The organism is Novosphingobium sp., from assembly GCF_965228995.1.
Taxonomy (GTDB): domain Bacteria; phylum Pseudomonadota; class Alphaproteobacteria; order Sphingomonadales; family Sphingomonadaceae; genus Novosphingobium.
Genome location: NZ_OZ245852.1, coordinates 1,445,430 through 1,471,329, shown reverse-complemented (window position 1 = coordinate 1,471,329; position 25,900 = coordinate 1,445,430). Strand labels below are relative to the sequence as shown.

28 protein-coding genes are annotated in these 25,900 nt (G+C 66.2%); 17 read left to right on the top strand and 11 right to left on the bottom strand.

Going from position 1 to position 25,900, the window contains the following annotated elements; genetic code table 11:
• The first annotated feature begins 78 nt into the window (after window positions 1–78).
• The 3 genes from ACO056_RS06950 to ACO056_RS06940 all read left to right on the top strand — a co-directional run bounded on the left by ACO056_RS06950 (window position 79) and on the right by ACO056_RS06940 (window position 1,984).
• Entirely contained in the window at window positions 79–471 is a 393-nt protein-coding gene (locus ACO056_RS06950) for a DUF1489 family protein (RefSeq protein ID WP_421853797.1), read from the top strand.
• Between the two features lie 910 nt (window positions 472–1,381).
• On the top strand, window positions 1,382–1,690 hold the full coding sequence (locus ACO056_RS06945) for a hypothetical protein (RefSeq protein ID WP_421853794.1): 309 nt from the start codon (window positions 1,382–1,384) through the stop codon (window positions 1,688–1,690).
• 3 nt (window positions 1,691–1,693) lie between these two features.
• Window positions 1,694–1,984, top strand: a complete 291-nt coding sequence (locus ACO056_RS06940) for a hypothetical protein (protein ID WP_421853792.1) — start codon at window positions 1,694–1,696, stop codon at window positions 1,982–1,984.
• A gap of 161 nt (window positions 1,985–2,145) precedes the next feature.
• Here the strand turns inward: ACO056_RS06940 and ACO056_RS06935 are convergent, their stop codons facing one another.
• From ACO056_RS06935 to ACO056_RS06920, 4 genes are read right to left on the bottom strand one after another with little or no spacing between them, the layout of a single operon-like run.
• Window positions 2,146–2,844: a DsbA family oxidoreductase gene (locus tag ACO056_RS06935; protein WP_421853789.1), complete on the bottom strand. Its 699-nt coding sequence runs from the start codon at window positions 2,842–2,844 to the stop codon at window positions 2,146–2,148.
• The gene (gene nudC, locus ACO056_RS06930; protein ID WP_421853786.1) at window positions 2,841–3,758 is read right to left on the bottom strand and encodes an NAD(+) diphosphatase; all 918 of its coding nucleotides are present in this window, start codon (window positions 3,756–3,758) and stop codon (window positions 2,841–2,843) included. The genes ACO056_RS06935 and nudC overlap by 4 nt, the downstream gene beginning before the upstream one ends.
• A 4-nt stretch (window positions 3,759–3,762) precedes the next feature.
• Entirely contained in the window at window positions 3,763–5,073 is a 1,311-nt protein-coding gene (locus ACO056_RS06925; protein ID WP_421853783.1) for a serine hydrolase domain-containing protein, read from the bottom strand.
• Window positions 5,074–5,076: 3 nt separating this feature from the next.
• The gene (locus tag ACO056_RS06920; protein ID WP_421853780.1) at window positions 5,077–6,150 is read right to left on the bottom strand and encodes an A/G-specific adenine glycosylase; all 1,074 of its coding nucleotides are present in this window, start codon (window positions 6,148–6,150) and stop codon (window positions 5,077–5,079) included.
• Between the two features lie 29 nt (window positions 6,151–6,179).
• On the opposite strand from ACO056_RS06920, the gene ACO056_RS06915 reads away from it, so the two are divergent.
• The 6 genes from ACO056_RS06915 to ACO056_RS06890 all read left to right on the top strand — a co-directional run bounded on the left by ACO056_RS06915 (window position 6,180) and on the right by ACO056_RS06890 (window position 12,528).
• Window positions 6,180–6,749, top strand: coding sequence for a DUF721 domain-containing protein (locus tag ACO056_RS06915; protein ID WP_421855345.1), 570 nt, complete (start codon window positions 6,180–6,182; stop codon window positions 6,747–6,749).
• Between the two features lie 19 nt (window positions 6,750–6,768).
• On the top strand, window positions 6,769–7,482 hold the full coding sequence (locus ACO056_RS06910; RefSeq protein ID WP_421853777.1) for a DsbA family protein: 714 nt from the start codon (window positions 6,769–6,771) through the stop codon (window positions 7,480–7,482).
• 107 nt (window positions 7,483–7,589) lie between these two features.
• On the top strand, window positions 7,590–8,360 hold the full coding sequence (locus ACO056_RS06905) for a thioredoxin domain-containing protein (RefSeq protein WP_421853774.1): 771 nt from the start codon (window positions 7,590–7,592) through the stop codon (window positions 8,358–8,360).
• A gap of 80 nt (window positions 8,361–8,440) precedes the next feature.
• The gene (locus ACO056_RS06900; protein WP_421855342.1) at window positions 8,441–11,923 is read left to right on the top strand and encodes a chromosome segregation SMC family protein; all 3,483 of its coding nucleotides are present in this window, start codon (window positions 8,441–8,443) and stop codon (window positions 11,921–11,923) included.
• 94 nt (window positions 11,924–12,017) lie between these two features.
• Window positions 12,018–12,290 carry a BrnT family toxin gene (locus ACO056_RS06895; protein WP_421853771.1) on the top strand — a complete coding sequence of 91 codons (273 nt, stop codon included), beginning with the start codon at window positions 12,018–12,020 and terminating at the stop codon, window positions 12,288–12,290.
• Window positions 12,250–12,528 (top strand): BrnA antitoxin family protein, encoded by a 279-nt coding sequence (locus ACO056_RS06890; RefSeq protein ID WP_421853768.1) that lies wholly within the window; start codon window positions 12,250–12,252, stop codon window positions 12,526–12,528. The genes ACO056_RS06895 and ACO056_RS06890 overlap by 41 nt, the downstream gene beginning before the upstream one ends.
• Here the strand turns inward: ACO056_RS06890 and soxR are convergent.
• The gene (gene soxR, locus ACO056_RS06885) at window positions 12,525–12,983 is read right to left on the bottom strand and encodes a redox-sensitive transcriptional activator SoxR (RefSeq protein WP_421853766.1); all 459 of its coding nucleotides are present in this window, start codon (window positions 12,981–12,983) and stop codon (window positions 12,525–12,527) included. The two genes, ACO056_RS06890 and soxR, sit on opposite strands and share 4 nt — an antisense overlap.
• A 95-nt stretch (window positions 12,984–13,078) precedes the next feature.
• Here soxR and ACO056_RS06880 point away from each other — a divergent pair, with 95 nt between their 5' ends.
• Window positions 13,079–13,453: a VOC family protein gene (locus ACO056_RS06880; protein ID WP_421855339.1), complete on the top strand. Its 375-nt coding sequence runs from the start codon at window positions 13,079–13,081 to the stop codon at window positions 13,451–13,453.
• On the opposite strand, the gene ubiA is transcribed toward ACO056_RS06880, so the two are convergent.
• Window positions 13,444–14,364: a 4-hydroxybenzoate octaprenyltransferase gene (ubiA, locus tag ACO056_RS06875; RefSeq protein WP_421853763.1), complete on the bottom strand. Its 921-nt coding sequence runs from the start codon at window positions 14,362–14,364 to the stop codon at window positions 13,444–13,446. The genes ACO056_RS06880 and ubiA overlap by 10 nt on opposite strands.
• A 146-nt stretch (window positions 14,365–14,510) precedes the next feature.
• Here ubiA and ACO056_RS06870 point away from each other — a divergent pair, with 146 nt between their 5' ends.
• From ACO056_RS06870 to ACO056_RS06845, 6 genes are all read left to right on the top strand, one after another.
• Complete coding sequence (locus ACO056_RS06870; protein ID WP_421853760.1) at window positions 14,511–15,287, top strand: hypothetical protein; 777 nt, start codon at window positions 14,511–14,513, stop codon at window positions 15,285–15,287.
• A gap of 31 nt (window positions 15,288–15,318) precedes the next feature.
• The gene (locus tag ACO056_RS06865) at window positions 15,319–16,023 is read left to right on the top strand and encodes a hypothetical protein (RefSeq protein ID WP_421853757.1); all 705 of its coding nucleotides are present in this window, start codon (window positions 15,319–15,321) and stop codon (window positions 16,021–16,023) included.
• Between the two features lie 153 nt (window positions 16,024–16,176).
• Window positions 16,177–16,923, top strand: coding sequence for a 16S rRNA (uracil(1498)-N(3))-methyltransferase (locus ACO056_RS06860; protein ID WP_421855336.1), 747 nt, complete (start codon window positions 16,177–16,179; stop codon window positions 16,921–16,923).
• A 63-nt stretch (window positions 16,924–16,986) separates the two neighbouring features.
• Entirely contained in the window at window positions 16,987–18,372 is a 1,386-nt protein-coding gene (locus tag ACO056_RS06855) for a glutamate--cysteine ligase (RefSeq protein WP_421853754.1), read from the top strand.
• A 27-nt stretch (window positions 18,373–18,399) separates the two neighbouring features.
• Window positions 18,400–18,699 (top strand): putative quinol monooxygenase, encoded by a 300-nt coding sequence (locus ACO056_RS06850; RefSeq protein WP_421853751.1) that lies wholly within the window; start codon window positions 18,400–18,402, stop codon window positions 18,697–18,699.
• Window positions 18,700–18,703: 4 nt separating this feature from the next.
• A complete protein-coding gene (locus ACO056_RS06845; protein ID WP_421853748.1) occupies window positions 18,704–19,003 on the top strand; it encodes a putative quinol monooxygenase in 300 nt (99 codons plus the stop codon).
• Between the two features lie 82 nt (window positions 19,004–19,085).
• On the opposite strand, the gene ACO056_RS06840 is transcribed toward ACO056_RS06845, so the two are convergent.
• Window positions 19,086–20,444, bottom strand: a complete 1,359-nt coding sequence (locus ACO056_RS06840) for a methyltransferase family protein (protein ID WP_421853745.1) — start codon at window positions 20,442–20,444, stop codon at window positions 19,086–19,088.
• Window positions 20,445–20,553: 109 nt separating this feature from the next.
• Between ACO056_RS06840 and ACO056_RS06835 the strand changes: the two genes are divergently transcribed.
• On the top strand, window positions 20,554–21,525 hold the full coding sequence (locus ACO056_RS06835; RefSeq protein ID WP_421853742.1) for a c-type cytochrome: 972 nt from the start codon (window positions 20,554–20,556) through the stop codon (window positions 21,523–21,525).
• On the opposite strand, the gene ACO056_RS06830 is transcribed toward ACO056_RS06835, so the two are convergent.
• The 4 genes from ACO056_RS06830 to ACO056_RS06815 form a co-directional block, all read right to left on the bottom strand.
• On the bottom strand, window positions 21,509–22,876 hold the full coding sequence (locus ACO056_RS06830) for a PQQ-binding-like beta-propeller repeat protein (RefSeq protein WP_421853739.1): 1,368 nt from the start codon (window positions 22,874–22,876) through the stop codon (window positions 21,509–21,511). The genes ACO056_RS06835 and ACO056_RS06830 overlap by 17 nt on opposite strands.
• 28 nt (window positions 22,877–22,904) lie before the next feature.
• Window positions 22,905–23,660, bottom strand: a complete 756-nt coding sequence (locus ACO056_RS06825) for a tetratricopeptide repeat protein (RefSeq protein ID WP_421853736.1) — start codon at window positions 23,658–23,660, stop codon at window positions 22,905–22,907.
• A 111-nt stretch (window positions 23,661–23,771) separates the two neighbouring features.
• The gene (locus ACO056_RS06820; RefSeq protein ID WP_421853733.1) at window positions 23,772–24,938 is read right to left on the bottom strand and encodes a glycosyltransferase family 4 protein; all 1,167 of its coding nucleotides are present in this window, start codon (window positions 24,936–24,938) and stop codon (window positions 23,772–23,774) included.
• A 10-nt stretch (window positions 24,939–24,948) separates the two neighbouring features.
• A complete protein-coding gene (locus ACO056_RS06815) occupies window positions 24,949–25,836 on the bottom strand; it encodes an alpha/beta fold hydrolase (protein WP_421853730.1) in 888 nt (295 codons plus the stop codon).
• Between the last annotated feature and the right edge of the window lie 64 nt (window positions 25,837–25,900).

The following is a 25,900-nucleotide window of genomic DNA, read 5'->3' as shown; positions in this document are numbered from 1 at the left end:
GGAAGAAAGACAGTGCTTCGACAAGCTCAGCATGGACGGGGTTTGGGACGGGCGGTTTGCCAGATCGGAAAGTCCTTCATGCCTCTCCACATGACCAAGGTCGCCTTCGGGGCCTCCTCGTTCGAGGACCTGCACGGCTGGTTCAAGACCCGCCGCGAGTCTGCGCGGCTCACCACGCGCTATCTGCCCAAGCGCCACGAAGAGATGATCGGCGGCTCGGTCTACTGGATCCTCAAGCACCAGCTCGTCGCGCGCAGCGAGATCCTCGGCTTCGAGGAAGCTGCCGACGGTCGCACCGAAATCGTGATCTCGACGCACCTCGTCGACGTGCACCCCAAGCCCAAGCGCGCGCACCAGGGCTGGCGCTATCTGGAAGAAGCCGACGCCCCCGCCGACTTGGCGGACGGCGAAAGCGCCGAGCTGCTGCCGCCGAGCCTTGCGGGTGAACTGGCGAAGCTGGGGCTGGCCTGACGTTTCACCTGAGCGGAGCCTGCCGGGAGGGGGCTGGTGGCGGCAAGTTGACACAGTTGACACAGTCCAGAGCGAAAACTGCAAGGCCCAGGCGCTGCCTTTCCAGACAGGCGGTGAAAGCCGGACGTGGCGGATTTGTGGGGATTCGGATGCCATTCCCAGCTTATGCCGAAAGGTGGCAGCTGTAGGACAGCGCTTTATAAATAACAGACGCGTCTGTTATTTATTCGAGATTGACTGCGGGGGTGTGGGAATCACCTGATGTGTCAATGGAACGCCATCATCGTACAACCTCGTCGGCCCGTGCTCGACACGGGGTTGGGCTTTTTGCCGCCAAAACAAGCCAAGGCCCGTGTCAAGCACGGGCCGACGAGAGAGGGTTTGGGGATTTAGTAAAGTGTCACCGTAATCCTCTCCGTTTGCGCCAAATTGGTCTTGATTGGGGATTGATTTTCGCTGTTTTGTTCTATATTTGTTCACGCCAATCCAGTCGAGTGGTTCCGTTTCCAGGCTTCGGCTCAGCTCTAGGAGATCCTCCCGGGAGGCAGCTTTTAGCATTGCCGGTGCAACAGCCAGCAGCCGACTGCTGTCGAAGGATGCGGGCGCTGTTGCGCTTGGTGGCGTTGCGCGCGCCTACGGCGCCCGATAAAATGTGCTGGCATTCCCCTCGAATTTTCCTCTATGGGACACCATCTATTAATCAGGAAGCGCTAGTCTGCGATTTCTGACTCATGGGAACTTACGACGATGGGCACCGTTCTACCATATGGCTTTGCCGCAGCTTTTGCTTGCCGCGCATGCCTTATGCCCATGCGCGCGCCAGCCTGAAATCTGTGCGTAAGCGTGTTTGCGCTTGCCTATAATCGAAAATTTGTAAGAGTGCGCGTGCCGCACTCCGGAAGGAAGTGATATGTCGGAAAAAGATCTGAAGGCTTTTGAGGCCCATATCGCCAATCTGCGAATCGAGGTGTCTAAAGACGCAGACGGCCTTCTGACCGTTTGCTCGTCGTCTGAACCACTCTTTTGCTACGATGTTCATGACGAAGATGGGGTGAATGCGCTCGTTATCGACACGCTCGCATCCTATGGTAGGCACTTCTTTGGTCTTGATGACCTAAAGATCGGAACCAAGGTTTCACCCGTAGGAAAGCTCTCTGTGCCAGTTGAATCTGCCGAGCCCTTTTCAACGATTGAACCGGTTCTCGATCTGGTCGCTTGAACAATGCCTTGGGCGCGCATCCCGGCGGATAAGCTGATTCACCTCCCGCTATTCGGGATCGACATCATTGCCGATGATGGCGATTTCGTTTGGATGCGCGGCCCATCTGGCCGAATGCGAGTGAACAAACTGATGCCTCGCATTTGGTTTGAGAGCGTAGAAGACGCTATGCAGGCAGGTGCGGTAGGCATTCGGATTCACAGTGAAGCTGATCGCAGTGAATTAAAGGAACTCGAAGAAAGATTAGCAAAGGAGGCCGATGCCTCCGAAGAAAGCCAAAGCGGTGAACGCTAAAGGATAGACAAGAAATCAGAATAAGCGCGGGGCTGCGAAAACACAGCTCACTTGCACAAACCTTTGTCCTGACTGCGCCAAGCAGGAGTGATCAGTATGCAAGGGCGATAGCCTTTGCCCGTCCTTCGACAAGCTCAGGATGAGCGAGAGGCCTCTTTCCCCTACCCCGCAGCCGCCAGCGCCGCTTCCTTCGCCACGACCCGCCGCAGCATGTTGGCGTAGGTCGCTGGATCCTGTGCGCCGGGGATCATGTATTTGCCGTTGATGATCATCGCGGGGACGCCGCTGATATTCCAGTCCCACGCCTGCTGTTCGCCGGCCTCGACGATGGCGTCGATCTCGGGATCGTTCAGCGCGGCGGCGGCTTCGGTGCGGTCGATACCGACGGAGGCGGCGATGTCGGTCAACACGGCGGGGTCGTTCATCCGGCGGCGCTGCTGGAAGTGGGCGTCGAACAGGGCGCGCTTGAGTTTGACCTGCAGGTCCGGGCCGTGATCGCGCAGCACGGCGACGAGCAGGCGGTGCGCGAGGCGTGTGTTCCACATCATCGCCGGGGGCGGATCGCCTTCTCCGGTGTAGTGGAAGGAATAGCCCGCCGCTTCGGCGGCCTGCGCCATCCGCCCGCGCGCGTCGGCGGCCTGATCGGGGGTGCGGCCGTACTTGCGCTGGATATGCGCGGCGCTTTCCTCGCCCGCTTCGGGCATATCAGGATTGAGCTCGAAGGGATGGAAGCGGACGGTGGCACTCACTTCATCCTGCATTCCCGCCAGCGCGGTTTCGAGCTGGTTGTGGCCGATCACGCACCACGGGCACATGACATCGGACCAGATATCGACGGTTACGGGTACTGGCTCACTCATTGCTCGATCCACCATTTGAGGAGGTGATGGGCCACCGCGAACGGCGGCGGGGCGATGAAGGCCCCTTGGTCAATTGCGTCTTCGGTGCCGGTCTTCAGGGCTTCCATCGCATAGACCACCTCGTCACGCGTGAACCAGCGCGCGTCGTCGAGCTCGGTCTTGTCGATGGTGATGGCGGGATCATCGGCATAGGCGTGGCAGCCGATCATCAGCGAGGAGGGAAACGGCCAAGGCTGGCAGGCGACATAGCGCACATCGCGCACGCGCACACCGGCTTCCTCGAACACTTCGCGCGCCACGGCTTCCTCGATCGATTCGCCCGGCTCGACAAAGCCCGCCAGCGCCGAATAGCGGCGCGGGGGGAAGCGCGGCTGGCGGCCCAGCAGCAGCTGGCCCTCCCATTCGACCGACATGATGGTGACGGGATCGACGCGCGGGAAGTGCTCCGCCTTGCAATCCATGTTGGTGCACTTGCGCTGCCAGCCGCCCTTGCCGAGCTTGGTGGTATAGCCGCAGCGCGCGCAGAAGCGGTGGCGGGCGTGCCAATCGACCAGCGCGCGGGCACCGCCATAAGTGGCTAGATCGCCCGCCGGGAGCGAGGCCATCGCGCCCCACAGGCGGGGATTGGCCGGGCCGGGATTGCCCTTGAGCGTGGGGGCAACCGCCGCAAAGCAGGCGCGGCCCTCGCCATCGAGGCCGAGGAACACCAGCTCATCCTCCGGCGCGGCATCGGCCAGCGTGCCCCACACCAGCGTGCCTTCGTCGCCGATCACGGGATCGAGCCCGTCGAGCCGCAGCAGGCGCGCGCGCCAGTTCATCAGTTCGGCCAGCTTGCTCTCATCGGCGCGGATGTGGTCGGCACGGTCAATTCCCCCGCCGGTGAACGCAATCGGGGGATCGGGTCTGTAGAGCATCAGGTTACGCCGCCTTCTTCATGGCCGAGACATCGCTGAGCACCGCCTTGGGGAACTCCTCCTGGATCGGCAGCGCCATCGAGGGCATGAACTGCACGAACATCCCCGCGCGCAGGCCCACGCGGGTGTTGACGAAGCCTGTGGTGCCCGCCGCGCCCGACCAGCCGTATGTGCCGGCGTCTGCGCCCAGCCCGACCCGTCCGCCAGCGCCGAAGCCTGCGTTTTCGATCCACGAGCCAGCAAGATCCACGGTCTGCGGCAGCAGGTTGCTGGTGCCAAGCCGCACCGCCGCCTCGCTCATCACCCGCGTTCCGCCGATCTGGCCGCCGCCAGCCAGCATCATCAGGAAGCGATCATAGTCGCGCGGACTGCTGACAAGGCCCGCCCCGCCGAAGGGGAAGGCAGGCGGATCGAGGTAGATCGACGTTGCACCGGGATCGAGCGGGTCGGTCTTGCCATCGTGCAGGAGGTAATTGGTGGTGAGCCGTGGCGCCTGCGCGGCGCTGACCTGCCAGACCGTGCTTGTCATCCCGCAGGGGCCGAACAAGTGCTCGGCCAGGAAGGCATCGAACGTTTGCCCGGAGACAACCTCGATCAGGCGGCCGACGAGATCGAGGCCAACCGAGTAGCTGAACTTCGTGCCCGGCTCATAGACCAGCGGCATTTCGGCGAGCCTGTCTGCGAACAGGGCAAGAGTGGGCGCTGTGGCCACGCCGCCAAAGGGCGGTATGGCGAGCCTGGTTGCGCGCGCGGGCACCAGCCCGGCGGCCTCGTAGGCCTCCTTGATCGGCCCCTTCTGGATGATCGTATAGCCGAGGCCGGCGGTGTGCGTCAGCAAGTGGCGCAGGGTGATCGCCGTCTGCGCGGGCTTCAGATCGGTGATCGAGCCGTCCGGCGTCACCTGCACCTGCATCCTGGCGAACCGGGGGAGGAAATCGCTGATCGGCTGGTCGAGCCCGATTCTGCCCGCGTCCACCAGCATCATCGCCGCCATGCCGGTGATCGGCTTGGTCATCGAATAGATCCGGTAGAGGCTATCGAGATCGACCGGAACGGCCGAATCGAACGCCAGCGTGCCGCGCGCGATCTGCGCCGGGGCCGCGCTGCCCCAACCGAGCGCCACGACCGCGCCGGGAAGCCGGCCAGAGGCGACATAATCGCACACCAGATTGGTCACCGCCGGGTACATCTGCTCGGTGGAAGCCTGCGCGAGGAGGCGCCCGGGCAGCATGGCCGAACCGGCGAGGCCAGCACCAAGCCAGCCCGCAGACCGCAGCAGGGAGCGCCGGGAAAGCTGAAGCGTTTGATCTTGCATGAACTACCTGTTTGCGAGCGCCAGGCGGGCGGCCTTGGCAAAAACCGTGGGCAGCCCTGCCGCCTCGACTGCGTCGACCGGCCAGAACTCTCCCGGCGGCAGACTAGCGCAATCGGCGCTGCGGCAAAGCATCAATTGCAGTTCGAGATCGAAATGCGTGAAACCATGGCGGATCATGCCGGCGGTGCGCCATTCCCCGGCGATCGGCGGCGTGCCATGCCCATCGGCCCTGGCCGACCAGCCATCATCAGGCAGCGCGCGCATCCCGCCGAGCATCCCCTTGCCCTCGCGCTGCACCAGCAGCACAGCGCCGCCCCGCTCGATCCAGAAGGCGGTGCCGGTGCGGGTCGGCTTGGCCTGCTTCGCGGCCTTGACCGGATAGGATTCCGCCGTGCCGGCCGCGCGCGCCGCGCAATGATCGGCCAGTGGGCAAAGCAGACAGCGCGGCCCGCGCACCGTGCAGATCGAGGAGCCGAGGTCCATCATCGCCTGCGCAAAATCGCCCGCGCGGGTGTCCGGCGTGATCGTATCTGTCGCGGCGCGGATCGCGGCGCGCGCGCCGGGCAGCGGCTCGCCAATCGCGAATAGGCGCGAAACCACCCGCTCGACATTGGCATCGACGACGACTGCGCGCTCTCCGAAGGCAATCGCCGCGACGGCCGCGGCGGTGTAGGCTCCCAGCCCGGGCAGTTCGCGCAGCCCTTCCTCGTCGCGCGGGAAACCGCCCCTCCGCGCCACTTCGCGTGCGCAGGCCAGCAAGTTGCGCGCCCGGGCATAATATCCCAGCCCCGCCCACGCGGCCATGACATCGGCATCCGCCGCTGCCGCCAGCGCTTCCACGGTGGGCCAGAGTTCGAGGAACCTGGCGTAGTAAGCCCGCACCGCCGCCACGGTCGTCTGCTGGAGCATGACTTCGGAAAGCCACACACGGTAGGGATCCGGCGCCGCTTCGCTTCCAGCGCCACCCGGCGGCGTCCGCCACGGCAGACGCCGCGCATTCACGTCATACCAAGAGAGCAGGGCCGCCCCGACGGCCCCTGCATCACCGATCTGAACGCTCTCGCCACTGGCCTGCATGGCGCGGCTATGGCATGGCGGCGGCGACAATGGAACGCGATCCGCCCCCACCTCCCAAAAGCGCCAAAAAGGCAGCCACGCCGCCCGCCGCGCCGCGCACTTATGAACGCCCGCGCGGCGGAGAGGCGCGGGCCATCGCCGATCTCATGCCCACGATCGGGCGTACCGCCTTCCGCCGCTTCGGTTTCGTGCAGAGCTCGGTCGTCTCGCGCTGGGGCGAGATCGTCGGCGCTGCGCATGCCCGCCACTGCGCGCCCGAATCGATCCGGTTCCCGCCCGGCGAAAAGGCGGACGGTATTCTCCAACTGGTGGTCACGCCCGCGCATGCCCCGCTGATCCAGCACGTGATCCCCGAGATCATGGAGCGCGTGAACCAGTTCTTCGGCTATCGCGCGGTTGCGCGGATCAAGCTGCGGCAAGGCGCCGTTCAGCCGCCGGCCTCCACTGATGCGCAGCGTCCGCTGCGCACCGCACCGCCCTCGCTCAAGCCGATTCCGATGGAACTGGGTGACAGCCTGCGCGATATCGGCGATCCGGAACTGCGGACAGTGCTGGAATCGCTGGCGCGCAGCCTCGGCGATGCGGATGGGGCGACGTAAACGGGAAGCAAGACTGACGATGCACAAGATGATGAAGACCCTGGGCCTCCTCTTCGCCGCACTGTGCGGCGCGGCGCTGCTGACCGCCGCAAGCAAGCCCGCACCGCCTGCGCCCAAGCTCAACTGGAACAACGTCGTCGTCCGCACCCCGCTCGATAGCCACCTGCTTGGCAATCCGAACGCGCCGGTAAAGCTCGTCGAATATATCAGCTACACCTGCCCGCACTGCGCGCATTTCGAAGAGGAATCCGATGCCCAGCTGCGCATCGGCTTCGTCGCCACGGGCAAGGGCTCGATCGAGGTGCGCAGCTACGTGCGCGATCCGATCGACCTGACGGTCGCTCTGCTGACCCACTGCGGCCCTGCCTCGAAGTTCTTCGGCAACCACAGCGCCTTCCTGCGCCACCAGACGACCTGGATGGCCCCGCTCGCCAGCCTGACCGATGCGCAGAAGGCGCGCTGGTCGAACACCGATTTCGCGGCGCGGACACGCGCCATCGCGAGCGACCTCGGCTTCTACTCGCTGATGGAAGCGCGCGGCTATGATCGCCCCGAAGTCGATCGCTGCCTTGGCGACAAGGCGCTCGCCGAACGCCTCGCCAAGAGCACCAAGGACGCAAGCGAGAAGGACTTCGTTACCGGCACCCCCAGCTTCGTGCTCAATGGCGTGCCGCTGAGCGGGACTTACTCCTGGGCCGTGCTCAAGCCGCAGATCGAAGCGCGCCTGCGCTAAGGCGCGATAATCCCCGGCGCACTGCGCGCGCCACTTCATTCCCGCCGGCCAATCGGCTAGCACCATTCCGTCTGTTTTCTTTCACGAGCGAAGCGAACCCCGATCCCATGCAGACCAAGCTCTTCACGCCCGGCCGCCTTCTCCTTGCGCTGATCGCGCTTCCGCTTGCGCTCGGCCTCACCGCCTGCGGCAAGAAGGATGACGCAGGCTCCGGTGCCGCGACAGTCGCCGCCGGTGCACCGCTCAATGCCGTGCCGCCGCCAGCTGGCAAGGCCTGGTCCGATGTCGTCTCGGTCACGCCCGAAGGCGGCTACGTGATGGGCAACCCCAATGCGCCGATCAAAGTGATCGAGTTCGGCTCGCTCACCTGCCCGCACTGCGCCGAGTTCGAGGAAAAGGGCTACCCGCACCTTCGCGACGACTATGTCGCCAAGGGCACCGTCAGCCTCGAATTCCGCAACTTCGTGCGCGATCCCTACGATACCACGATGGCCATGCTGGTGCGCTGCGGCTCGCCGGACAGCTTCTTCGCGCTGACCGAGCAGGTCTACACCAACCAGAAGGCGATCTTCGACCAGCTCCAGCCGGTCGGCCCGAAGCTTCAGGCCGCCAACCTGCCGCCAGACCAGATCTTCAAGGCCATCGGCGAACAGGGCGGACTGATCGATTTCTTCGCCGCGCGCGGCATTGCCAAGGACCAGGGCGCGCAGTGCCTCGCCAAGTCTGACGCCGCGACCAAGCTCGCCAACGACACTTCCAAGGCGGGCGATACCTACAACGTGACCGGTACGCCGACCTTCATCGTCAACGGCAAGAATGTCGAAGTGGCGACGTGGGACGCGCTCGAGCCCATCCTGAAGCAGGCCGGCGCGCGTTGATTGGCAGGAACTGACCTGATCCATGCGGGGCGGGGGCGCATCGCATGGCTGACGGGGGCGGCGCTGCCAGCCGCGTTCCCATGCAGTTCACGCGCCTGAAGCTCTCGGGCTTCAAGAGTTTCGTCGAACCTGCCGAGCTCCGGATCGAACCTGGTCTTACCGGCGTGGTCGGCCCCAACGGCTGCGGCAAGTCCAACCTGCTCGAAGCGATCCGCTGGGTCATGGGCGAAGGCTCCGCTCGCAGCATGCGCGGCGGCGGCATGGAAGACGTGATCTTCGCCGGCACCGCCAGCCGCCCCGCGCGCGATTTTGCCGAAGTCCTGCTCAATGCCGAGACGGACCCCTCCGGCCCCTTCGGCGGCGAACTCGAAGTCGTCCGCCGGATCGAGCGCGGCGCAGGTAGCGCCTACCGCGTCAACGGACGCGACGTACGCGCGAGGGACGTTGCGCTGGTCTTTGCCGATGCTGCCACCGGCGCGCACAGCCCCGCGCTCGTCAGCCAGGGCCGCATCGCTGCCGTAATTGCCGCGCGCCCCGCCGAGCGCCGCGCAATGCTGGAGGAAGCGGCGGGCATCGCCGGCCTACACGTCCGCCGCAAGGACGCCGAAAGCAAGCTGCGCGCCACCGAGACCAACCTCGCCCGGCTCGACGACTTGATCCTCACGCTGGAGGCGCAAGTCGGCACACTGCGGCGGCAGGCCCGCGCGGCGGAGCGCTACAAGCAGCTCTCCGAACGCATCCGCGTGGCAGAAGCGCGGCTGATCTTCGCGCGCTGGCGCGATGCCGCCGCTGCGGCCGAGGCAGCCCGCGCTGCTGCCAGCCGCGCCGAAGACGCGGTCACCGCCGCGCAAGGCGCCGCTCGCACCGCGCAGGAAACCCAGCACGCCGCCGCTGCCGCCCAGAGCGCCGCGCGCGATGCGCTGTTCGATCGCCGGCAGGACGCCGCCGCGCAAGGCCAGCGCATTGCCGCGCTCACCGCGCAGGCCGAAGCTGCCGCCCAGCGCCTTGCCGATATCGACCGGCAGATCCGCCGCATCGAGGACGAACGCGGCGAGGCCGACCGCCTCACCCGCGATGCCGCCGAAGCGCTGACCCGGCTCGAAACCGATCTTGCCGCTGCCGAGACCGCACTCGCGGCGCAAAGCGGTGAAGGTCCTGCGCTCAAGTCAGCCGAAGCCGCTGCCGAGCAGGCCGCACGCGCTGCTGAACTCGCGCTGGCCGCGATGGTTGCCGAGCAGGCCGGGATCGAGGCCGAGTGGCGCGTCGCCGAGGCCGCGCTCACCGCCGCCCGCCAGCGCCTTACTCGCCTCGATGGCGAAGACGCGCGCCTCGCCGCGACACTGCGGGCGCTGGAAGCCGAACCCGATCCGGCAGAGGCCATGGCCGCCGCCGAAGCCCGCCGCGCAGAAGCTGCTGCATCGCTCGCGGAAGTGGGCACGGCGCGCGAACGCCTGACCGGCGAGCGTGAGCGCCTGAACGCGGCGCGCGAAAGCCTTGCCGCCGCGCGCGAGGCCACAGCGTCCGAACTTGCCGCGGCGCGCGCCGATCTCGTCGGCCTCGAACGCGAATCCGCCGCGCTCGCCCGCGACAAGGCTGCGCGCGAGGCTGCTGCGGCACGCACCGGCAAAGGCCCCAGCGCGCTTGGAGCCGCGCGTGCCGCCCCGGGCTATGAGCGCGCGCTGGCCGCCGTGCTTGGCCGCGATGCCGCTGCCCCGCTGGGCGCAGCACCTGCTGGCGATGGCCGGTTCTGGACGGGTGCCGATGCCCCCGCTCCGCGCACCGATGCGCTGATCCACCACGTAACGAAGTGCCCGCCCGAACTCGCCGCGCGCCTCGCCCTCGTGCGCGTCGCCGATGTGGATCAAGGCGAACCTCTCTCCCCCGGCGAATGGCTGGTGACCCGCGACGGCCACTTGCGCCGCTGGGACGGCTTCATCGCGCGCGGCGAGGGCGGCGCAGAAGCCGCCATCCTCGCCGCCGAGAACCGCCTTGCCGAACTGGAAGCCGCGCTTCCCCAACACCGCAAGGCCGCCGAAGCCGCCGAGGCCGCCAGCAACGCGGCGCAAGCCGAACTTGCACGGGCACAGGCCGAGCTTGCCCGATTGCAGACTGAACTCACCGCCAGCGAACGCGCGCTTGCCGCCGCTGCGGACGCCGAACGCGGCGCCTTGCGCGCGCTCGATCAGGCTGAGGCGGCGCGGGCCCGGCTCGCCGCCCGCCGCGCCGAGATCGACCGCGCCGCCGGCGATCTTGCCGCCCAGCGCCAGTCCGCCGAAACCGATCTGGCCGAAGCCGAAGCCCGCCGCGCCGCACTTCCCGATCCCGCCACCGGGCGGGCCGCCGTGGAAGCCGAGCGCCAGAAGAACGACCGCGCCCGCGCCGCCTACCAGTCGGCAATGGCGGCCGTTGCGGCGCATGGCCAATCGGTCGCGGTCGGCAAGGAGCGGCTCACGGCCCTGCGCGGCGACATCCGCGGCTGGCAGGCCCGCGCGGGTGACGCCGCCCGGCGGCTCGCCGCCATGGCCGGACAAGCCGAAGACCTTGCCGAAGAGCGCGCCATCGTTGCCGCCAAGCCCCCCGCTCTCGCGCGCGATCTGGCAGAAGCCGAAGCCTTGCGCCTACGCTATGCCGCCGCGCTCGCCGAAGCCGAAACCACGCTTGCACGCAGCGAGACCGAGGCTCGCACCGCCGAGACGGCGCTCGCCGCCGCGAGCGAAGCGCTCGCCACCGCGCGCGAGGCCCGCGCCGCACTGGCCGCCAGGGCCGAAAACGAGGACCAGCGCCGCCAGGAAATGGCCGGTATCGCGGGCGAGCGCTTCCAGTGCCCGCCGCCGCTCCTTCCGGAACGCATCGGCTTTCCCGGCAGCGACGTTTCCGCCGCGCCCGAGGAATCCGCCGCGCATGATCGCCTTATCGCCGAGCGCGAGCGCTTGGGGCCGGTCAACCTCGTCGCCGCAACCGAGCTGACCGAAGCCGAAGCCCAGCACATCGCCGTCGTCACCGAACAGGCCGAGTTGGCCGAGGCCGTCAACCGCCTGCGCGGCTCGATCGGCGCGCTCAACCGCGAAGGCCGCGAACGCCTGCGCGCCGCGTTCGAGGCCGTCGACGCCCACTTCCGCCGCCTCTTCGCACGCCTCTTCGGCGGCGGCGAAGCGCATCTCGCGCTCGTCGACAGCGACGATCCGCTCGAAGCCGGGCTCGAGATCTTCGCCCAGCCGCCGGGCAAGCGCCTGCAATCGCTGACCCTGCTCTCCGGCGGCGAACAGGCGCTCACCGCCGTCGCGCTGATCTTCGGCCTGTTCCTCACCAACCCCGCGCCGATCTGCGTGCTCGACGAAGTCGACGCCCCGCTCGACGATGCCAACATCGAGCGCTTCTGCGACCTGCTCGACGCCATGGCCGCCGAGACCACCACGCGCTACCTCATCGTCACCCACAACGCCGTCACGATGAGCCGAATGCACCGCCTGTTCGGCGTGACGATGGTGGAGCGCGGCGTCTCGCGGCTCGTCAGTGTCGATCTGGGAGGGGCGGAGAGTTTGCTGGCGAGCGCCGGGGCTTGACAAATCTTGTAGTTACTTTAATTAGGTTACTGTCGATGACTAGTCAGCCCTTCGACGCTCAGTCTTGGCAAGACGTGTTGCAGATGGGTTGACCATGGAAATCACATACGATGAGGCCAAGCGCCAATGGACGCTGCTCGAACGAGAGCTTGATTTCGTTGATGTTGCCAAAGTGCTCGATGGGCCGCTTTTGACCCTGCACGATGATCGATTTGCGTACCCCGAACCGAGGTATCAGACGTACGGCCTGTTGAACGAACGTATGGTCATGTTCGCCTGGACCGAAACCGAGCGGGGTATCCGCGTCATTTCAATGAGACGGTGCAATGAACGAGAACAGCGCAGATTTGCCCACCGATTGGGATGATGACGATCTGCCGGAATGGACGGAGGATCAGTTCCAGCGTGCTGCCCTGTATGTCGGGGGTAAGCTGGTTAGGGCGGCCAACGGCACACTTACCCGGCCCGGCCGCCCTGTGTCGGAAAACCCCAAGAAGCAGGTAACGCTTCGGCTTGATCCGGATGTGGTTGAAAAGTTTCGCGCCACCGGCAAAGGCTGGCAGTCACGCATCAACGCCGAACTGCGCAAGGCGCTCGGGATTTAATCCAGCACAAACCGCGGCCCTGGCCCGGCCGCCGCTGCGCGGTCTCCCTTGTTGTAGAGCTGGCAGCGATCGAGGCTGAGGCAGCCACAGCCGATGCATTCGTCGAGCTTGTTGCGCGTGCGCGTCAGCAGCTGGATGCGGGAATCGATCTCGCCGCGCAAGGACCGGCTGATCCGCTGCCAATCGAGCACCGTCGGCGTGCGGCCATGGGGCAGCGAGGCCAGCTCGCGCTCGATCTCCGCAAGCCCCAAGCCGAGCCGCTGCGCGATGAGGATGAAGCTCAACCGGCGGATGTCGGACCGCAGGAACCGGCGCTGGTTGCCCCCGGTGCGGACCGAGGCGATCAGGCCGCGATCCTCGTAGTAGCGGATGGCCGATACGGCGAGCCCGGTGCGCTGTGCTACCATGCCGATCGGCACCAGATCGTTGCGGCCTTTGGCCGATTTGGCGAGCATTGCGAATCCCCGGAAAAATCCCTTGACCTCAAGTCAACTTGAGGTTGCATAACCACGAGCGCGTAGAAGGTCCACTAGGGAGTTTTGCTATGACCATGCCCGCTGCACGCCTCGAACACGTCAACATCCGCGTGAGCGATCCCGATCGCACCGCCGCATTTCTCACTCGCTTGTGCGGCTGGCACGAACGCTGGCGCGGGCCCTCGGCGCTCGGCGGCTGGACCATCCATCTTGGCGCCGACATCGATTATATCGGCCTCTATCAGGGTGATAATCCGCTTCCCGGCAAGTTTGCCAAAGGCCAGCCGCTCAATCATATCGGCCTTCTTGTCGATGATCTGGATGCTGCGGAGCGTGTGGTGATCGAGGCCGGGCTCGAGCCGTTCAATCACGGGGACTACGAGCCGGGCCGCCGGTTCTATGTCTTCGATTGGGACGGGATCGAGTGGGAACTGGTCAGTTATAGCTGACTGGCCGCCCCCACCACGAAGCATGCCGCCGCCATCAGCGCGCCCGCGAATCGGTTCGAACGGAACCGCGCGAGCGCGCTGTCTCCATCCGCCGTATCGAGCGTGATCGCCTGCCACGCGAAATGCAGCGCAACCGGCAGCAACGCGAACAGCGCCACCGGATCGGGCCGCACGAGCCACACCGCGCCCGCCCAGCACGCCGCTGCCATGGCATAGAGCCCGATCACTCCGGCGCGCACATGGGCGCCGAACGACAGCGCCGAGGAGCCGATGCCGACCATGGCGTCATCCTCGCGGTCCTGCAGCGCGTAGATCGTGTCATAGGCCATGCACCAGGCCCAGCACCCGGCGTAGAGCGCGGCCAGCGGCGCCAGCCGGGTAAACCCCGTCACCTCGATCCACCCCACCGGTGCGCCCCAGGTAAACACGAGGCCAAGCCACGCTTGCGGCCACCCGGTGATCCGCTTCATGAAGGGATAGGCCGCAACCAGCCCTAAGCTGCCGAGCGCCACCAGCTGCGCTTCCCAGCGCAGTTGCAGCAGGACCACAAGGCCCACCCCGCACAGTGCGCAGAGCCAGGTCCAGGCGACTTTCTTGGAAATCGCCCCACTGGCGATCGGCCGCGCCGCCGTGCGCGCGACGCGGGCATCGAGATCGGCATCGACGATATCGTTATAGACGCAGCCCGCCCCGCGCATGGCGATGGCGCCGAGCAGAAGCCACAGGATCATGCCCCAGCGCCCGGTCCCTCCGGCAAGGAACAGGCCCCAGGCGCAGGGCCAGAACAGCAGCCACCACCCGATCGGCCGATCAAACCGCGCAAGCAGCGCCAGATCGCGCGCGGTAGGCGGAAGCAGGGCCACCAGCCCCTTGTGCTCGCTATCGGGAACGATCTGCGCTGCCGGCTCCATGCCGGTTCTCTGCGCCGGAATGCAGCGCGGGGCAAGATCGCCAGTTCAGCCCGAAGTGGACACAAAATAGCGGCGGGACGCAATTTTCCCACCCGGCAAACCCTGTTAGCGCGGTGCATCGCAATATGCCGGGGGGCAGCCAGACCATGCACGTGCATCCGCCCAAGCCGCTCCACGGCTGGAAGGAATTCCTGAACGAGATCTTCGTGATCGTCGTCGGCGTGCTGATCGCGCTGGGGCTGGAGCAGGTTGTCGAGGAATGGCACTGGCAGCACAAGGTGCATGATGGCGAGGAACGCCTGAAAGCTGAGGCGCAGGATAATTTCGCCGCCGCAATTTACCAGATTATTGTGGCGCCCTGCATCGACCAATCGATCGAGGCGCTTGAGCAGCGGGTATTGGACAGCGGCGAGCGGCTGAACCCCGCCCCGCTTGTCCCCGATCGCGGGGAAATCTCCGCCGTAGGGCTTCAGGGAAGTGTCCTTAACACCGTCATGACGACAGTGGACGGGTCCGCCTGGAAATCCCTGGTTGCAGACGGCACCATCCAGCACATGAGCGTGCAGGAGCAGCGTCGGCTTGCCGATCTTTACAGTCAGGTGTCGCGTAATGAAGTGAGACTTTCGAACATGCCGCTGGGAGAGTTGGCAAAGCCGCTCCCATTGGACCCAGGCACGCGTCATGCGTTGATTGCGGATCTGGAGGCGGTACGCACCGCGCTGCACGGCAGAATCGTATCGGCGGGGTATATTGCGGGCGATATTCGCAATCTCGGCTGGATGCCGCCACCGGCGCAATTGGATTTCATGCTGCGGGGTGTTGGGGACAGCCAACTCGCCCGATGCCAGACGGCCGGGCGCGCAGCGGTCGACTGGCGCAAAGTGCTGGCCGCGCAGCCAACGTTCGAAAAGCAGGGCCTGTGAGCGCCCGGCGGGCCTGAGAGAGGAGCTACCCATGCACATCCACCCGCCCAAGCCGCTCCACGGCTGGAAGGAATTCCTCAACGAGATCTTCGTGATCGTCATCGGCGTGCTGATCGCGCTGGGCTTCGAACAGGTCGTCGAGCAGTGGCACTGGCACCACGAGATTGCCGATGCGCGCGAGACGCTCCGCACCGAAGTCGCCCGCGATTTGCTGGCGATGCAGATTGCTATTGATAATCAGCAATGCCGCGATGCGAACTGGGGTGAATTGCAGCGCCGCGTGAAGGTAAACGACCCTGCCGGCGTCCTTGCTCTGGTAGCTCTATGGCCGAAGCTGCAAGGCCAGTCGATTACGCTCGACAGTACACATTGGGAACTGGCCAACAACAGCGGCTTGCTGGCACACATGCCTACGCAAGAAAAACAGGCACTTGCCAATGCTTTTGGCATTTTCGGCATTGAAGAGCGTTTTCAGAGAAACCGCGCTGATCTTATTTTGGAGGCGATCAGCAAGGCCTCGGTGTTTGAGGGAAGTACAAATTCCCGGGAGTCACTGCTCGAAAAAATTGCCCTGCTTCGCAAAGTTTCAGGGCGGGCAGATAATTATCCAAATGAGATCACCGAGATCAGGAAGAAAACCGGCATCGAACCGGCCACCCCCGATGAGGTCAAGCGCGAGAGCGGGTTGATCATAAGGCCCTGCGTCCGTTTCGATCAGATCGCCAAGGCCAGTTGAGGGGGAACCACCACCATGCACATCCGCCCGCCCAAGCCGCTCCATGGCTGGAAGGCGACGGTACCAGAGCATAGATTGTGCGCGCGTTCTTGCCTCTGACACCGCTGGCGCAGCACCGCCGAGCGCACTAAGCCAGCGGACATGTCCACCCACCTGCCCGCCACCCCTGCCTGGCCGCCCAAGTCCGCGCCCCGCCTGTTTGTCCCCGGCCCCTTGGCCGATGGCGCACATGTGCCGCTCGAAGGAGGGCAGGCGCATTATCTCGGCAAGGTGATGCGGGTGACGCCCGGCGATGCGGTGATCCTGTGTGATGACCTAACCGGCGAATGGCTCGCCGAAGTGAGCGCGGCGGGCAAGCGCGATGTCACGCTCAGCGTGGTGCGCCGCCTGCGCGAGCGCGAGGGCGTGCCCGATTTCTGGCTCTGCGCCGCGCTGACCAAGAAGGCTGCATTCGATCTCGTGCTGGAGAAGGCGACCGAACTGGGCGTCGCGGAACTGAAGCCGGTGCTGACCCGGCGCTGCGTGGCTGACAAGCTCAACCCCGAACGCGCGCGCACGATCATGACCGAGGCGGCCGAGCAATGCGCGCGCACCGCGCTGCCGGCGCTCGATGAGCCGGTGAAGCTGGATGCGCTGCTGCGCGATTGGCCCGAGGGGCGGCGCCTTTATTTCGCCGACGAGGAAGGCGGCGCGCCTGCGGCTGCCGCCTTTGCCGCGCATGATGGCCCTGCCGCCCTGCTTGTCGGCCCCGAAGGCGGCTTCGACGATGCCGAGCGCGCGGCGATCCGCGCCCATCCCGCGGCGCATGCCATCACGCTCGGCCCAAGGATTCTCCGTGCCGAAACAGCGGCCATCGCCGCCACCGCGCTCTGGATGGGTACGCGGGGTGATTGGGGATGACGCATAAGTCGTATCCGTGTTTTCGGCTGGCGCAGCGCCGCGCGGCGCACTAACGAAACGCGCATGAGCACGAGACAAGTTTCGAATCGCAACGATCCGATCATCGAGAGCCGTGACCAGCTCGTCGAGCCTATGGCAAAAGGCGAAAAGCCGCGCGAGGCGTGGCGCATTGGTACCGAGCACGAAAAGTTCGTCTATCGCACCGCCGACCATGCCGCGCCCAGCTATAGCGAACCCGGCGGGATCCGCGACCTGCTGCTCGCGCTGCAGGACTACGGCTGGACGACGATCGAGGAAGACAGCGACACCGGCCCCAACGTCATCGCGATGGGCGGCCCGGACGGCGCCGTCAGCCTCGAACCCGCAGGCCAGCTCGAACTTTCGGGCGCGCCGCTTGAAAACCTGCACGAGACCTGTGCTGAAACCGGCCGCCACCTCGCCCAGGTCAAGACCATCGGCGACAAGCTCGGCCTCGCCTACCTCGGCATGGGGCTGTGGCCCGACAAGACGCGCGAAGAACTGCCGATCATGCCCAAGGGCCGCTATGACATCATGCTGCGGCACATGCCGCGCGTGGGCACCATGGGCCTCGACATGATGCTGCGCACCTGCACCATCCAGACCAACCTCGACTATTCGAGCGAGGCGGACATGGTGCAGAAGTTCCGCGTTTCGCTGGCGCTCCAGCCGCTTGCCACTGCGCTGTTCGCCAATTCGCCGTTCCTCGAAGGCAAGCCCAATGGCTTCCTTTCCTATCGCAGCCACATCTGGTCGGATACCGATCCGGCGCGTACCGGCATGCTGCCATTCGTGTTCGACGAAGGCTTCGGCTACGAGCGCTATGTCGACTACATGCTCGACGTGCCGATGTACTTCGTGTTCCGTAACGGGCGCTATATCGATGCTGCCGGCCAGTCGTTCCGCGATTTTCTCGAGGGCAAGCTGCCGGCGCTGCCGGGCGAAAAGCCGACCCGCTCGGACTGGATCGACCACCTTTCCACCGCCTTCCCGGAAGTGCGCCTCAAGAGCTTCCTCGAAATGCGCGGCGCCGACGGCGGGCCATGGAACCGGATCTGCGCGCTGCCTGCGCTGTGGGTGGGCCTGCTCTATGATCAGACCGCGCTCGATGCGGCGTGGGATCTGGTCAAGGACTGGGACATGGACGGCCGCGAGAAGCTGCGAGCCAGCGTGCCCAAGCTCGGGCTCGATGCCCCGCTACCGGGCGGCGGAACCTTGCGCGATATCGCCGCCGAAGTGCTCGCCATCGCGCGCAGCGGCCTTGCGGCGCGCGGGCGTCTCAACGGTGCGGGCGATAACGAGACCGGCTACCTCCACCCGCTCGACGAGATTGTCAGCACGGGCAAGACCCCGGCCGAACGCCTGCTTGACCTCTATCACGGGGCCTGGGGCGGCAAGGTCGATCCGATCTACGAAGCAAAAAGCTTCTGAGACCAGAACATAAGCGGGAGAGAGACAATGATCATCGTGATGGGCAAGCTGCGCATTGACGCCGACGCCATAGAGGCCGCGCTGCCGGCAGCGCGCAAGGTTGTTGCCGCGACGCAAGCGGAAGACGGCTGCCTCCAGTACGACTATTCGCGCGACATCAGCGATCCCGAGATCTTCCACATCACCGAGCGCTGGACGAGCCGCGAAGCGCTGGGCGCGCATCTCAAGACCCCGCACGTCGCCGAATGGATCGGGGTTTTGCAGACGCTGACGATGAAGGAACGCCATATCCGGCTCTACGATACGGATGAAGGCGAGGATCTCTGAAGCCATGATCGTCATCATGGGCACGTTCCGGGTGGCGGCAGAGCATATCGATGCGCTGCTTCCACTCGCCCGCACGGTGGCCGAGGCGACCCGCGCCGAACAGGGCTGCATCCAGTATGGCTATGCGCAGGATATCGACGATCCCGCGCTGTTCCATGTCGCCGAACGCTGGACGGACCGCGCGGCGCTGGCAGCACACGCCAGATCAGCCCACATGGCCGAATGGGTGAAGGCGCGCGCGGGGCTGGGCTTCCACGACCGCGTGATCCGGCTTTACGAGACGGACGACGGCGAGCCGATCTGAGCGTTTGAGTAGGGGCGCCCCCTAAATTCCTCGCCATTGCGAGCGTAGCGAAGCAATGACGAGGGAATGGGGAAGAGCCGCCCTACTCCGCCGGATGCGCCGCGCCGATGGCTGGCGGCTCCACCCGCGGACGACCGCGTGTCAGCATCCGGACGATGCGGTTCAGGTTGCCCGTCACCAGCCCGTGCTCGCTCATCCAGGCGTGGTATTCGCGGTACTTGGCGTCCTCGGCCAGCAAGTGCGCTTCCTCGGTCTTGGCGCGCCAGAAATAAACTGCGCTGACAAGGCCCAGGATCACCGTGTTGCGGATCGCATCGACCATTGAATGCGTGGTCGTCAGGAACGGCAGCGTCGAAAGCCACCAGAAGGTGTTCTTGGAAAGATAGGCCGGGTGCCGCGTGAAGGCATAGGGACCGTTGGTCAGCACACCGCGATAAGTCAGGTTGGAAAAGCGCAAACCAAAGGCGACCGTGGCCCAGGCATAGATGCCCGTCAGCACCACCATCGCTGCCACCCAGATCCACTGGAGCACCGGCATGCCCTGCAGCCAGAAGGTCCATTCCGCGCCGCCCGAACGGTAATCGAGCACCCCGCCACCGCCCATCAGAATGAACGGCGGATAGCAGATCAGCGCCGCCACCCAGCCGCCGAGAAACGGGTTGGCGCTGCGGATCTGCGCATCGAGCGGCTTCATCGTCAGGAGATAGCCGACCATGGCGATCTGCACGTCGACCAGGAACATCGTCTCGATCAGCGCATTGCCGAGCGCGAGCGGATCGCCGAGCACCGCGCTGTAGTTCATCTGCACGACGTTGCCGAAGCCGCCGGGGATGATCGAGAACATGAAGGCGCAGAAAAAGCCCTTCACCGCCCAGGCGCGCCAATGGTGCGCTACCTCGGCCTTGTCATAAGTCTCGCGCCCGATCAGCATCGCGCCGAAATGCCACGCGCCATCGCGCGGATTGACCAGCACCCGGTCGAGCCACAGCACATAAGGGATCGTCCCGATGAACAGCAGCGGAGCGAGCCCCGAAATCACGTCCATCGCGAACAGGTACTGCCCGCGCCAGTACCAGCGGCAGAGGCAATAGACGAAGCCGAGCAGCGACCATGTCGCCCACAGGCCCGCAACCTTGGTGATCGAGATATCGATGACATCGCGCAAGGGGCGCGGATTGGCCCAATCGATCCCTGTCGAGGCGCGCAGGTGCACCTTGTCGACCAGCAGCGACCATGCGACCATCGGCAGGCCCGAAAACAGCATCGCTGCCAGCGCGGCATTGGGCCCGGCGAGCGGCGCATGCGGACCGGGCAGTGCCAGCGCATCGGCGATTCCCGCCCAGTTGCGGCAGACGATCACCCACAGCGCGAGGCCCGCAAGGCCGGACAAGCCGACTCCGGCGGAAACGTCGCTGGGAGGCCTCGATGCAGGAGCGTTCATGACGCTTTCGTCTAGCGCGCAAGGGTGCAGAAAAGGTGAATACGCGGCACTTGTTCGAAATCTGCGCAAGCCCTAGCCTTGAGGAAGGCATTGCAATGGAGGGCTAAATATGCGGCAGATGTGGCGACCCTTGTTATTGGGCGCAGGGCTGCTGCTGCCCGTAACGGGCTTTGCCTCCGTAGCGGATCGGGCACTCGAATGGGCGTTTCCGCCGCCCGGTGAGCAGCCCGTGCGCGGCACTGAGGTGCATTCCCTGCCCGGCTCCGCACTGCAGCTGACCTGGGCGCAGGTCCACACCCGCAGCCATGTGCCGGACTGGTATCCGGCCGGCCATCCCGCTGCGCCCGAAGCGGTGCTCGTGAACCGTGACGCCAAGGAATATGCCTGCGGCTACTGCCATCTCGCCACCGGGCAGGGACGGCCCGAAAACGCAGGGATCGCCGGCCTGCCGCGCGCCTATATCCTCGAACAGGTCGCCGCGTTCCGCGATGGCACACGCGGCGGCGCCGATCCGGATTTCTATCCGGTCGAAGCGATGCGCGGCGTCGCCCACGCGGTGCGCGAGGACGATCTCGCCGCCGCGGCAGACTATTTCTCGGCGCTGCCGCGCACACCGGCGGCAAAGGTAATCGAGGCCAGCACGATCCGCCGCGTGATCGGAACCGGCTTCAGCTATGCGCCCGCACCCGGTGGCGGCACCGAACCGCTGGGCCAGCGCATCATCGAGATGCCTGAGGATGTCGAACGGTTCGAGCTGCGCGATCCCACCGTGCGCTATACCGCGTGGGTGCCGAAAGGGTCGATCGCGCGGGGGCAGCGCCTCGCCGCACGTTGGGGCCCGTCAGGCGCTTATGCCTGCGCCGGTTGCCACGGCACCGGTTATCGCGGCGCGGGCGCGGTGCCGCCGCTGGCCGGCAAGTCGCCCACCGGGATCGTTCGCCAGCTGGCGGCGTTCCGCATCGGCGCGCGCCATGGCGGACAGGCGGACCTCATGCGGCCGGTTGCGGCGGAGATGACCGCCGGCGACATGATCGCGCTGGCGGCCTTCCTCGCCGCCCAGCCGGTCAGCGCAGCGCCGTGATGTGCCCGCTATCGTCAAGCACGTAGATCATCCCGCCCGCGACGACCGGCGCCAGCGTGACAGGCGCGCCGAGCTTGGCGTGGCGCTTCACGGCACCATCGGTGACCGATGCGGCCATGAGCTCGCCATCCGAGTTCGCCATCCACAAGTGATCGCCCGCCAGCACCGGGCCGGTCCAGAAGATCGGGCCCTTCTTCTTCTTGACGCTGTGATAGGGCTTCATCTGCGCGATCCAGCGCACCTTGCCGGTGGCCTTGGCGATGCACAGCAGCTTCGACTCGTCGGTCAGCGTAAAGATCCAGTCGCCCGCCACTGCCGGCGTTGAAATCCCCGCGAGGTTGAGTTCCCACGCGCGCTGGCCCGTTACCAGTTCATAGGCGGCCATGCGCCCACCCTGGCCCAGTGCATAGACGCGGCCGTGCTCGATGATCGGATCGGCGTCGATGTCGGTCAGCGTCGAGACCGACGTCGCGATGCTGGTGCGCGCGAGCGCGTCCGACCACAGCTGGCGGCCGTTCTCGTAGCGGTAGGCGACCAGTTCGCCCGAGCTGTAGCCCGCGACGATCGTGCCCTGCCCGGCCGCCGCTGCCGCCACGCCGAACACGCCGGTCTGCGCGACCGAACCGGATTCGCTCCACAGCTGCGTGCCATCCGCCACGTTGAGCGCGATGATCTGGTTGTCCTGCGTCATCACATAGACGCCGCCGAAAGCGATCGTCGGGCTGCCGCGCAGGGGGCCTGCGGGCTTCACGCGCCACAGCACCTTGCCGCTCGCCGCCTCGAGCGCGGCCACTTCGCCGAGCCCGGTGGTGATGAACACCTTGCCATCGTTGTAGGCCGCGCCGCCGCCGAACACCGAGGCATTGGCTTCGGGCAGACGGAAAGCCGCCTTCCAGTCCTCGCGCCCGGTCGCTGCGTCAAACGCGCGGACCATGCCTTCGGTGTCCATCACATAGAGCTTGCCGCCCCCGATGACCGGCGCTGCCGCGAGGCGCTGCTTGGGGCTCGATCCGGCGATACGCACCGTCCACACCTTGTGCGGATCCTGCGCCAGCGCGAGGTGCCCATAGGACTTGGACGCGGTGCCGCCTGCCTGCTCCCAATCGGTATTGGCCTCGGCCACCGGCAGCACGACATCAAGCGCCGCCATGCCATCGTCCACCTTGGTGCCCGCCTCGATCCGCGAAAGGATCGGGATGCGATTGCCCACCGTCGGCGTCGACTTGGTCTTGCTCTTGGTCAGCCCGCAGCCACCAAGCGCCAGCGCCACAACGACCACCGCAGAAACGGCAATGCGCCGGATCGCCAAAGGCCGGCTGGCCAAAACTTGGCTGTGACGTGCTCCGGTCATATCCTCAAATCCCATCCCTGCCGTCACATCATTGTCCTTCACTGCCGCTCACGGCGGCGGCCGGGTTGTCCACGGCATCGACGCCGAGCTGACCGGCAAGCTGCCGGGTCCGCCGGCGCAGCGTGTCGGGCACGGCCTTGTCCTTGGCGATCGAGGCGAGCAGCGCGCCCGCCGCCTCGGTCTTGTTTTGCTTGAGATAGGCCAGCGCGACGAGTTCGCCCGCGCTGCCGAACCACGGCTTGCCCGGAATGGCGAGCGGCTTCAGCCGGTCGATCACCGTCTGCGGCGCGAGCTTGTCGAAGTTCGTCGAAACCTCACGCACCGTAGCGAGATCGCGGTAGGGGCCGGGCAGCGCGCCATCGGCTGCGACTGCCGCAAACATCTTCGCCGCATCGGCCGCCTTGCCCGCCTGTTCGGCAATGCCTGCCTCGGTGATCTGCACCGCCGCGCGGTAGCCGGGGCTCCCGTCCTTCGCCAGCGGGTCCATGCCCTGCTTCGCGGTCTGGTTGCGGCCCGCCTGAAGCGCGTCAAGCGCGGTCACGAATGTCTCGCTCTGCTTGTCACGCACGTTGGCCGAATGGTCGTTGTACCACAGCCAGCCGCCCAGCCCGACAAGGCTGCCGACCACCAGCGCAATGATCGGCCACCCCCGAGTGGTCAGCAATGTGCGCAGTTGATCCTCGCGCAGCGCATCATCCACTTCGCGCAGGAACGTTTCCTGCGATGCGGCATCCTTGCTGTTGGCAGGCAGGTTGCCCTGGGGGCTTTTCGGAGTCAGAGCCAAGGCTACGCTTTCAGGTCACTGTGTTAACGAATGCGGCTGTTTAGCAGGGGGGCCTGCCAATTCAACCGGTTTGACGCTGGCACAGTATCTGCCGGATCATGTCCCGCAGCTTTACGGAAAGGCGGGCAGCCCCAGCGCGGCCGCATAGACCGCGGCGTGCTCCCGCGCCATCACCCCCTCGTCGAACGCCTCGCGCGCACGGATCTGGTTGGCCGCGCCCACCCGTCGGCGCAGCGTCTCGTCCGCCGCCAGTTGCAGCAAGGCCGACCCGAGCGCGTTTTCGTCGCCCGGCTCCGTGATGAACGGCACGTTCTCGGGCGCGACGATATCGGCCACATCGCCCACCGCCGGGCTCGCCACCGCAAGGCCCGAGGCCATTGCCTCGACCACCGAAAGCGGAAACTGCTCGCTATCCGAGGAGAGCGCGAAGAGATCGAACAGGGCAGTCGCTTCCGCCGGGTTGGCCACAAAACCGGGCAGGTGGACGCGGTGCCCGATCTCCAGCCGCAGCGCCTCGGCGAGGATCGCCTCGCGCTCGGGCCCCTCGCCCACGATCACCAGCTGCCATTCCTCCGGCAGCGCGCGGAATGCGCGCACGAGGCGAGGCAGCGCCTTGACCGGGCGCAGGCCGGCGAGCGTGCCTACCCACTTTTCCCCCGGCCGCTTGATCACGCGCGGCAGCGCATCGGGCTTTACGCGCCGGGCCTTGGCGGGATCGTAGTCCTTGACCGGGATGCCATTGCCGATGCGGTGCACCCTTGCCAGCGGCTGGTGCCACACATCAAGCGCCACGCGCTCAAGCTGGCGCGAAGGCACGATCAGCGCGCTCGCCCGGGCGAGCGCGACGCGGCGATACCAGTTGCGGGTCGCCTTCAGCCTCTGCGCCTCATCGGCGTTGAAGCCATCCTCGTGGTGGATCAGCGGCGCGAGCCCCAGCGTGGGCGCGAACAGTGCGTGCGCCATCGCCGCATCCATCGCGCCCCAATTGTAGGTGAGGATGAGGTCGAAGCCCTGCATCGCCCGCGCGAGGGTCTGCAGGCGGCGCACCCCGAACCGGCCCTGCAGCGGCGGAAAGCCGAACGGGAAATGGACGGGCAGCCCCGGATTGATCTGCGCCCGCGCGCCCAGCGCCCCCGGCTGCGCAGAGACGATGCTGTGGTCCACCGCCTTGCCGAAACGGTTGATCAGGCTGGTGCTGCGCCGCTCCTTGCCGCCTGCATCGAATGTCGAATGCAGGTGGAGAAGATGGAGCCGCTTGCCGGGCGCCCTGGTGCTCATCGCTTCGCGATCACACCGCGCGGGCGAGCAGCCGCGTGATCGCGGCGATCGATTCGTCTTCGTCGAGCGTGGGCGCGTGGCCAATGCCGGGCACGGTGACAAGTTCGGCCGCGGCGCTGCGCACCGCCATCCGCGCGGCCACTTCGGCGGAGAGTATGTCCGAATGCGCTCCACGCAGCACCAGCAGCGGCCGGCGCGCAACCGCTTCGTACATGCCCCACATCACCTCGGGCGCGGGCGCCGGACCGTTCTCTGCCTCAAACGGTTCGGCAATGTTCATATCGTAGTCGTAGACGATGCGCCCGCCGGTACCGATCACCATGCAGCGCTTGGCCATGCGCAGCCAATCAGGCAGTTCCCAGGCCGGATAGATGGCGCGGCTCGCTTCCTGCAGCGCCCACGCGGCGTGGACCCAGGTTTCGTAGCTGCGCCCTTGCCCGACATATTCGCGAATGCGGGCGAGACCGGCAGGTTCGATCTGGGGCCCCACGTCGTTGATGACCGCCGCAGCGATCCGTGCCGGGTTCGCCGCTGCCAGCATCATCGTCATCAGCCCGCCAAGCGAAGTGCCGATCGCGACGAACCGCTCGATGCCCTCCTCCGCCAGCAGCACTTCGACATCGGCAACATAGTTCACCGGGGTGTAGGTCATCGGATCGCGCGCATAATCGCTGTCGCCCCGGCCGCGCATGTCCGGGCAGATCACGCGCCAGTCCCCGGCCAGCCGATCGGCCAGCGCTTCGAAATCGCGGGCATTGCGGGTGAGCCCGGGCAAGCACAGGATCGGGGGCCGCTCACTGCTTCCCGCATAATCGCGGAAGTGCAGTTTCAGGCCGTCGCCGCTTGTCCAGCTGCGATCTTCCCAGCGCTTTTCCCCGCTTTTCAGCGCCTCTGCCATCTCGTTGACTGCCTGAACTCCGCACAAAAACAAAAGGGGCGCGCTTGCACGCCGCCCGCTTGCC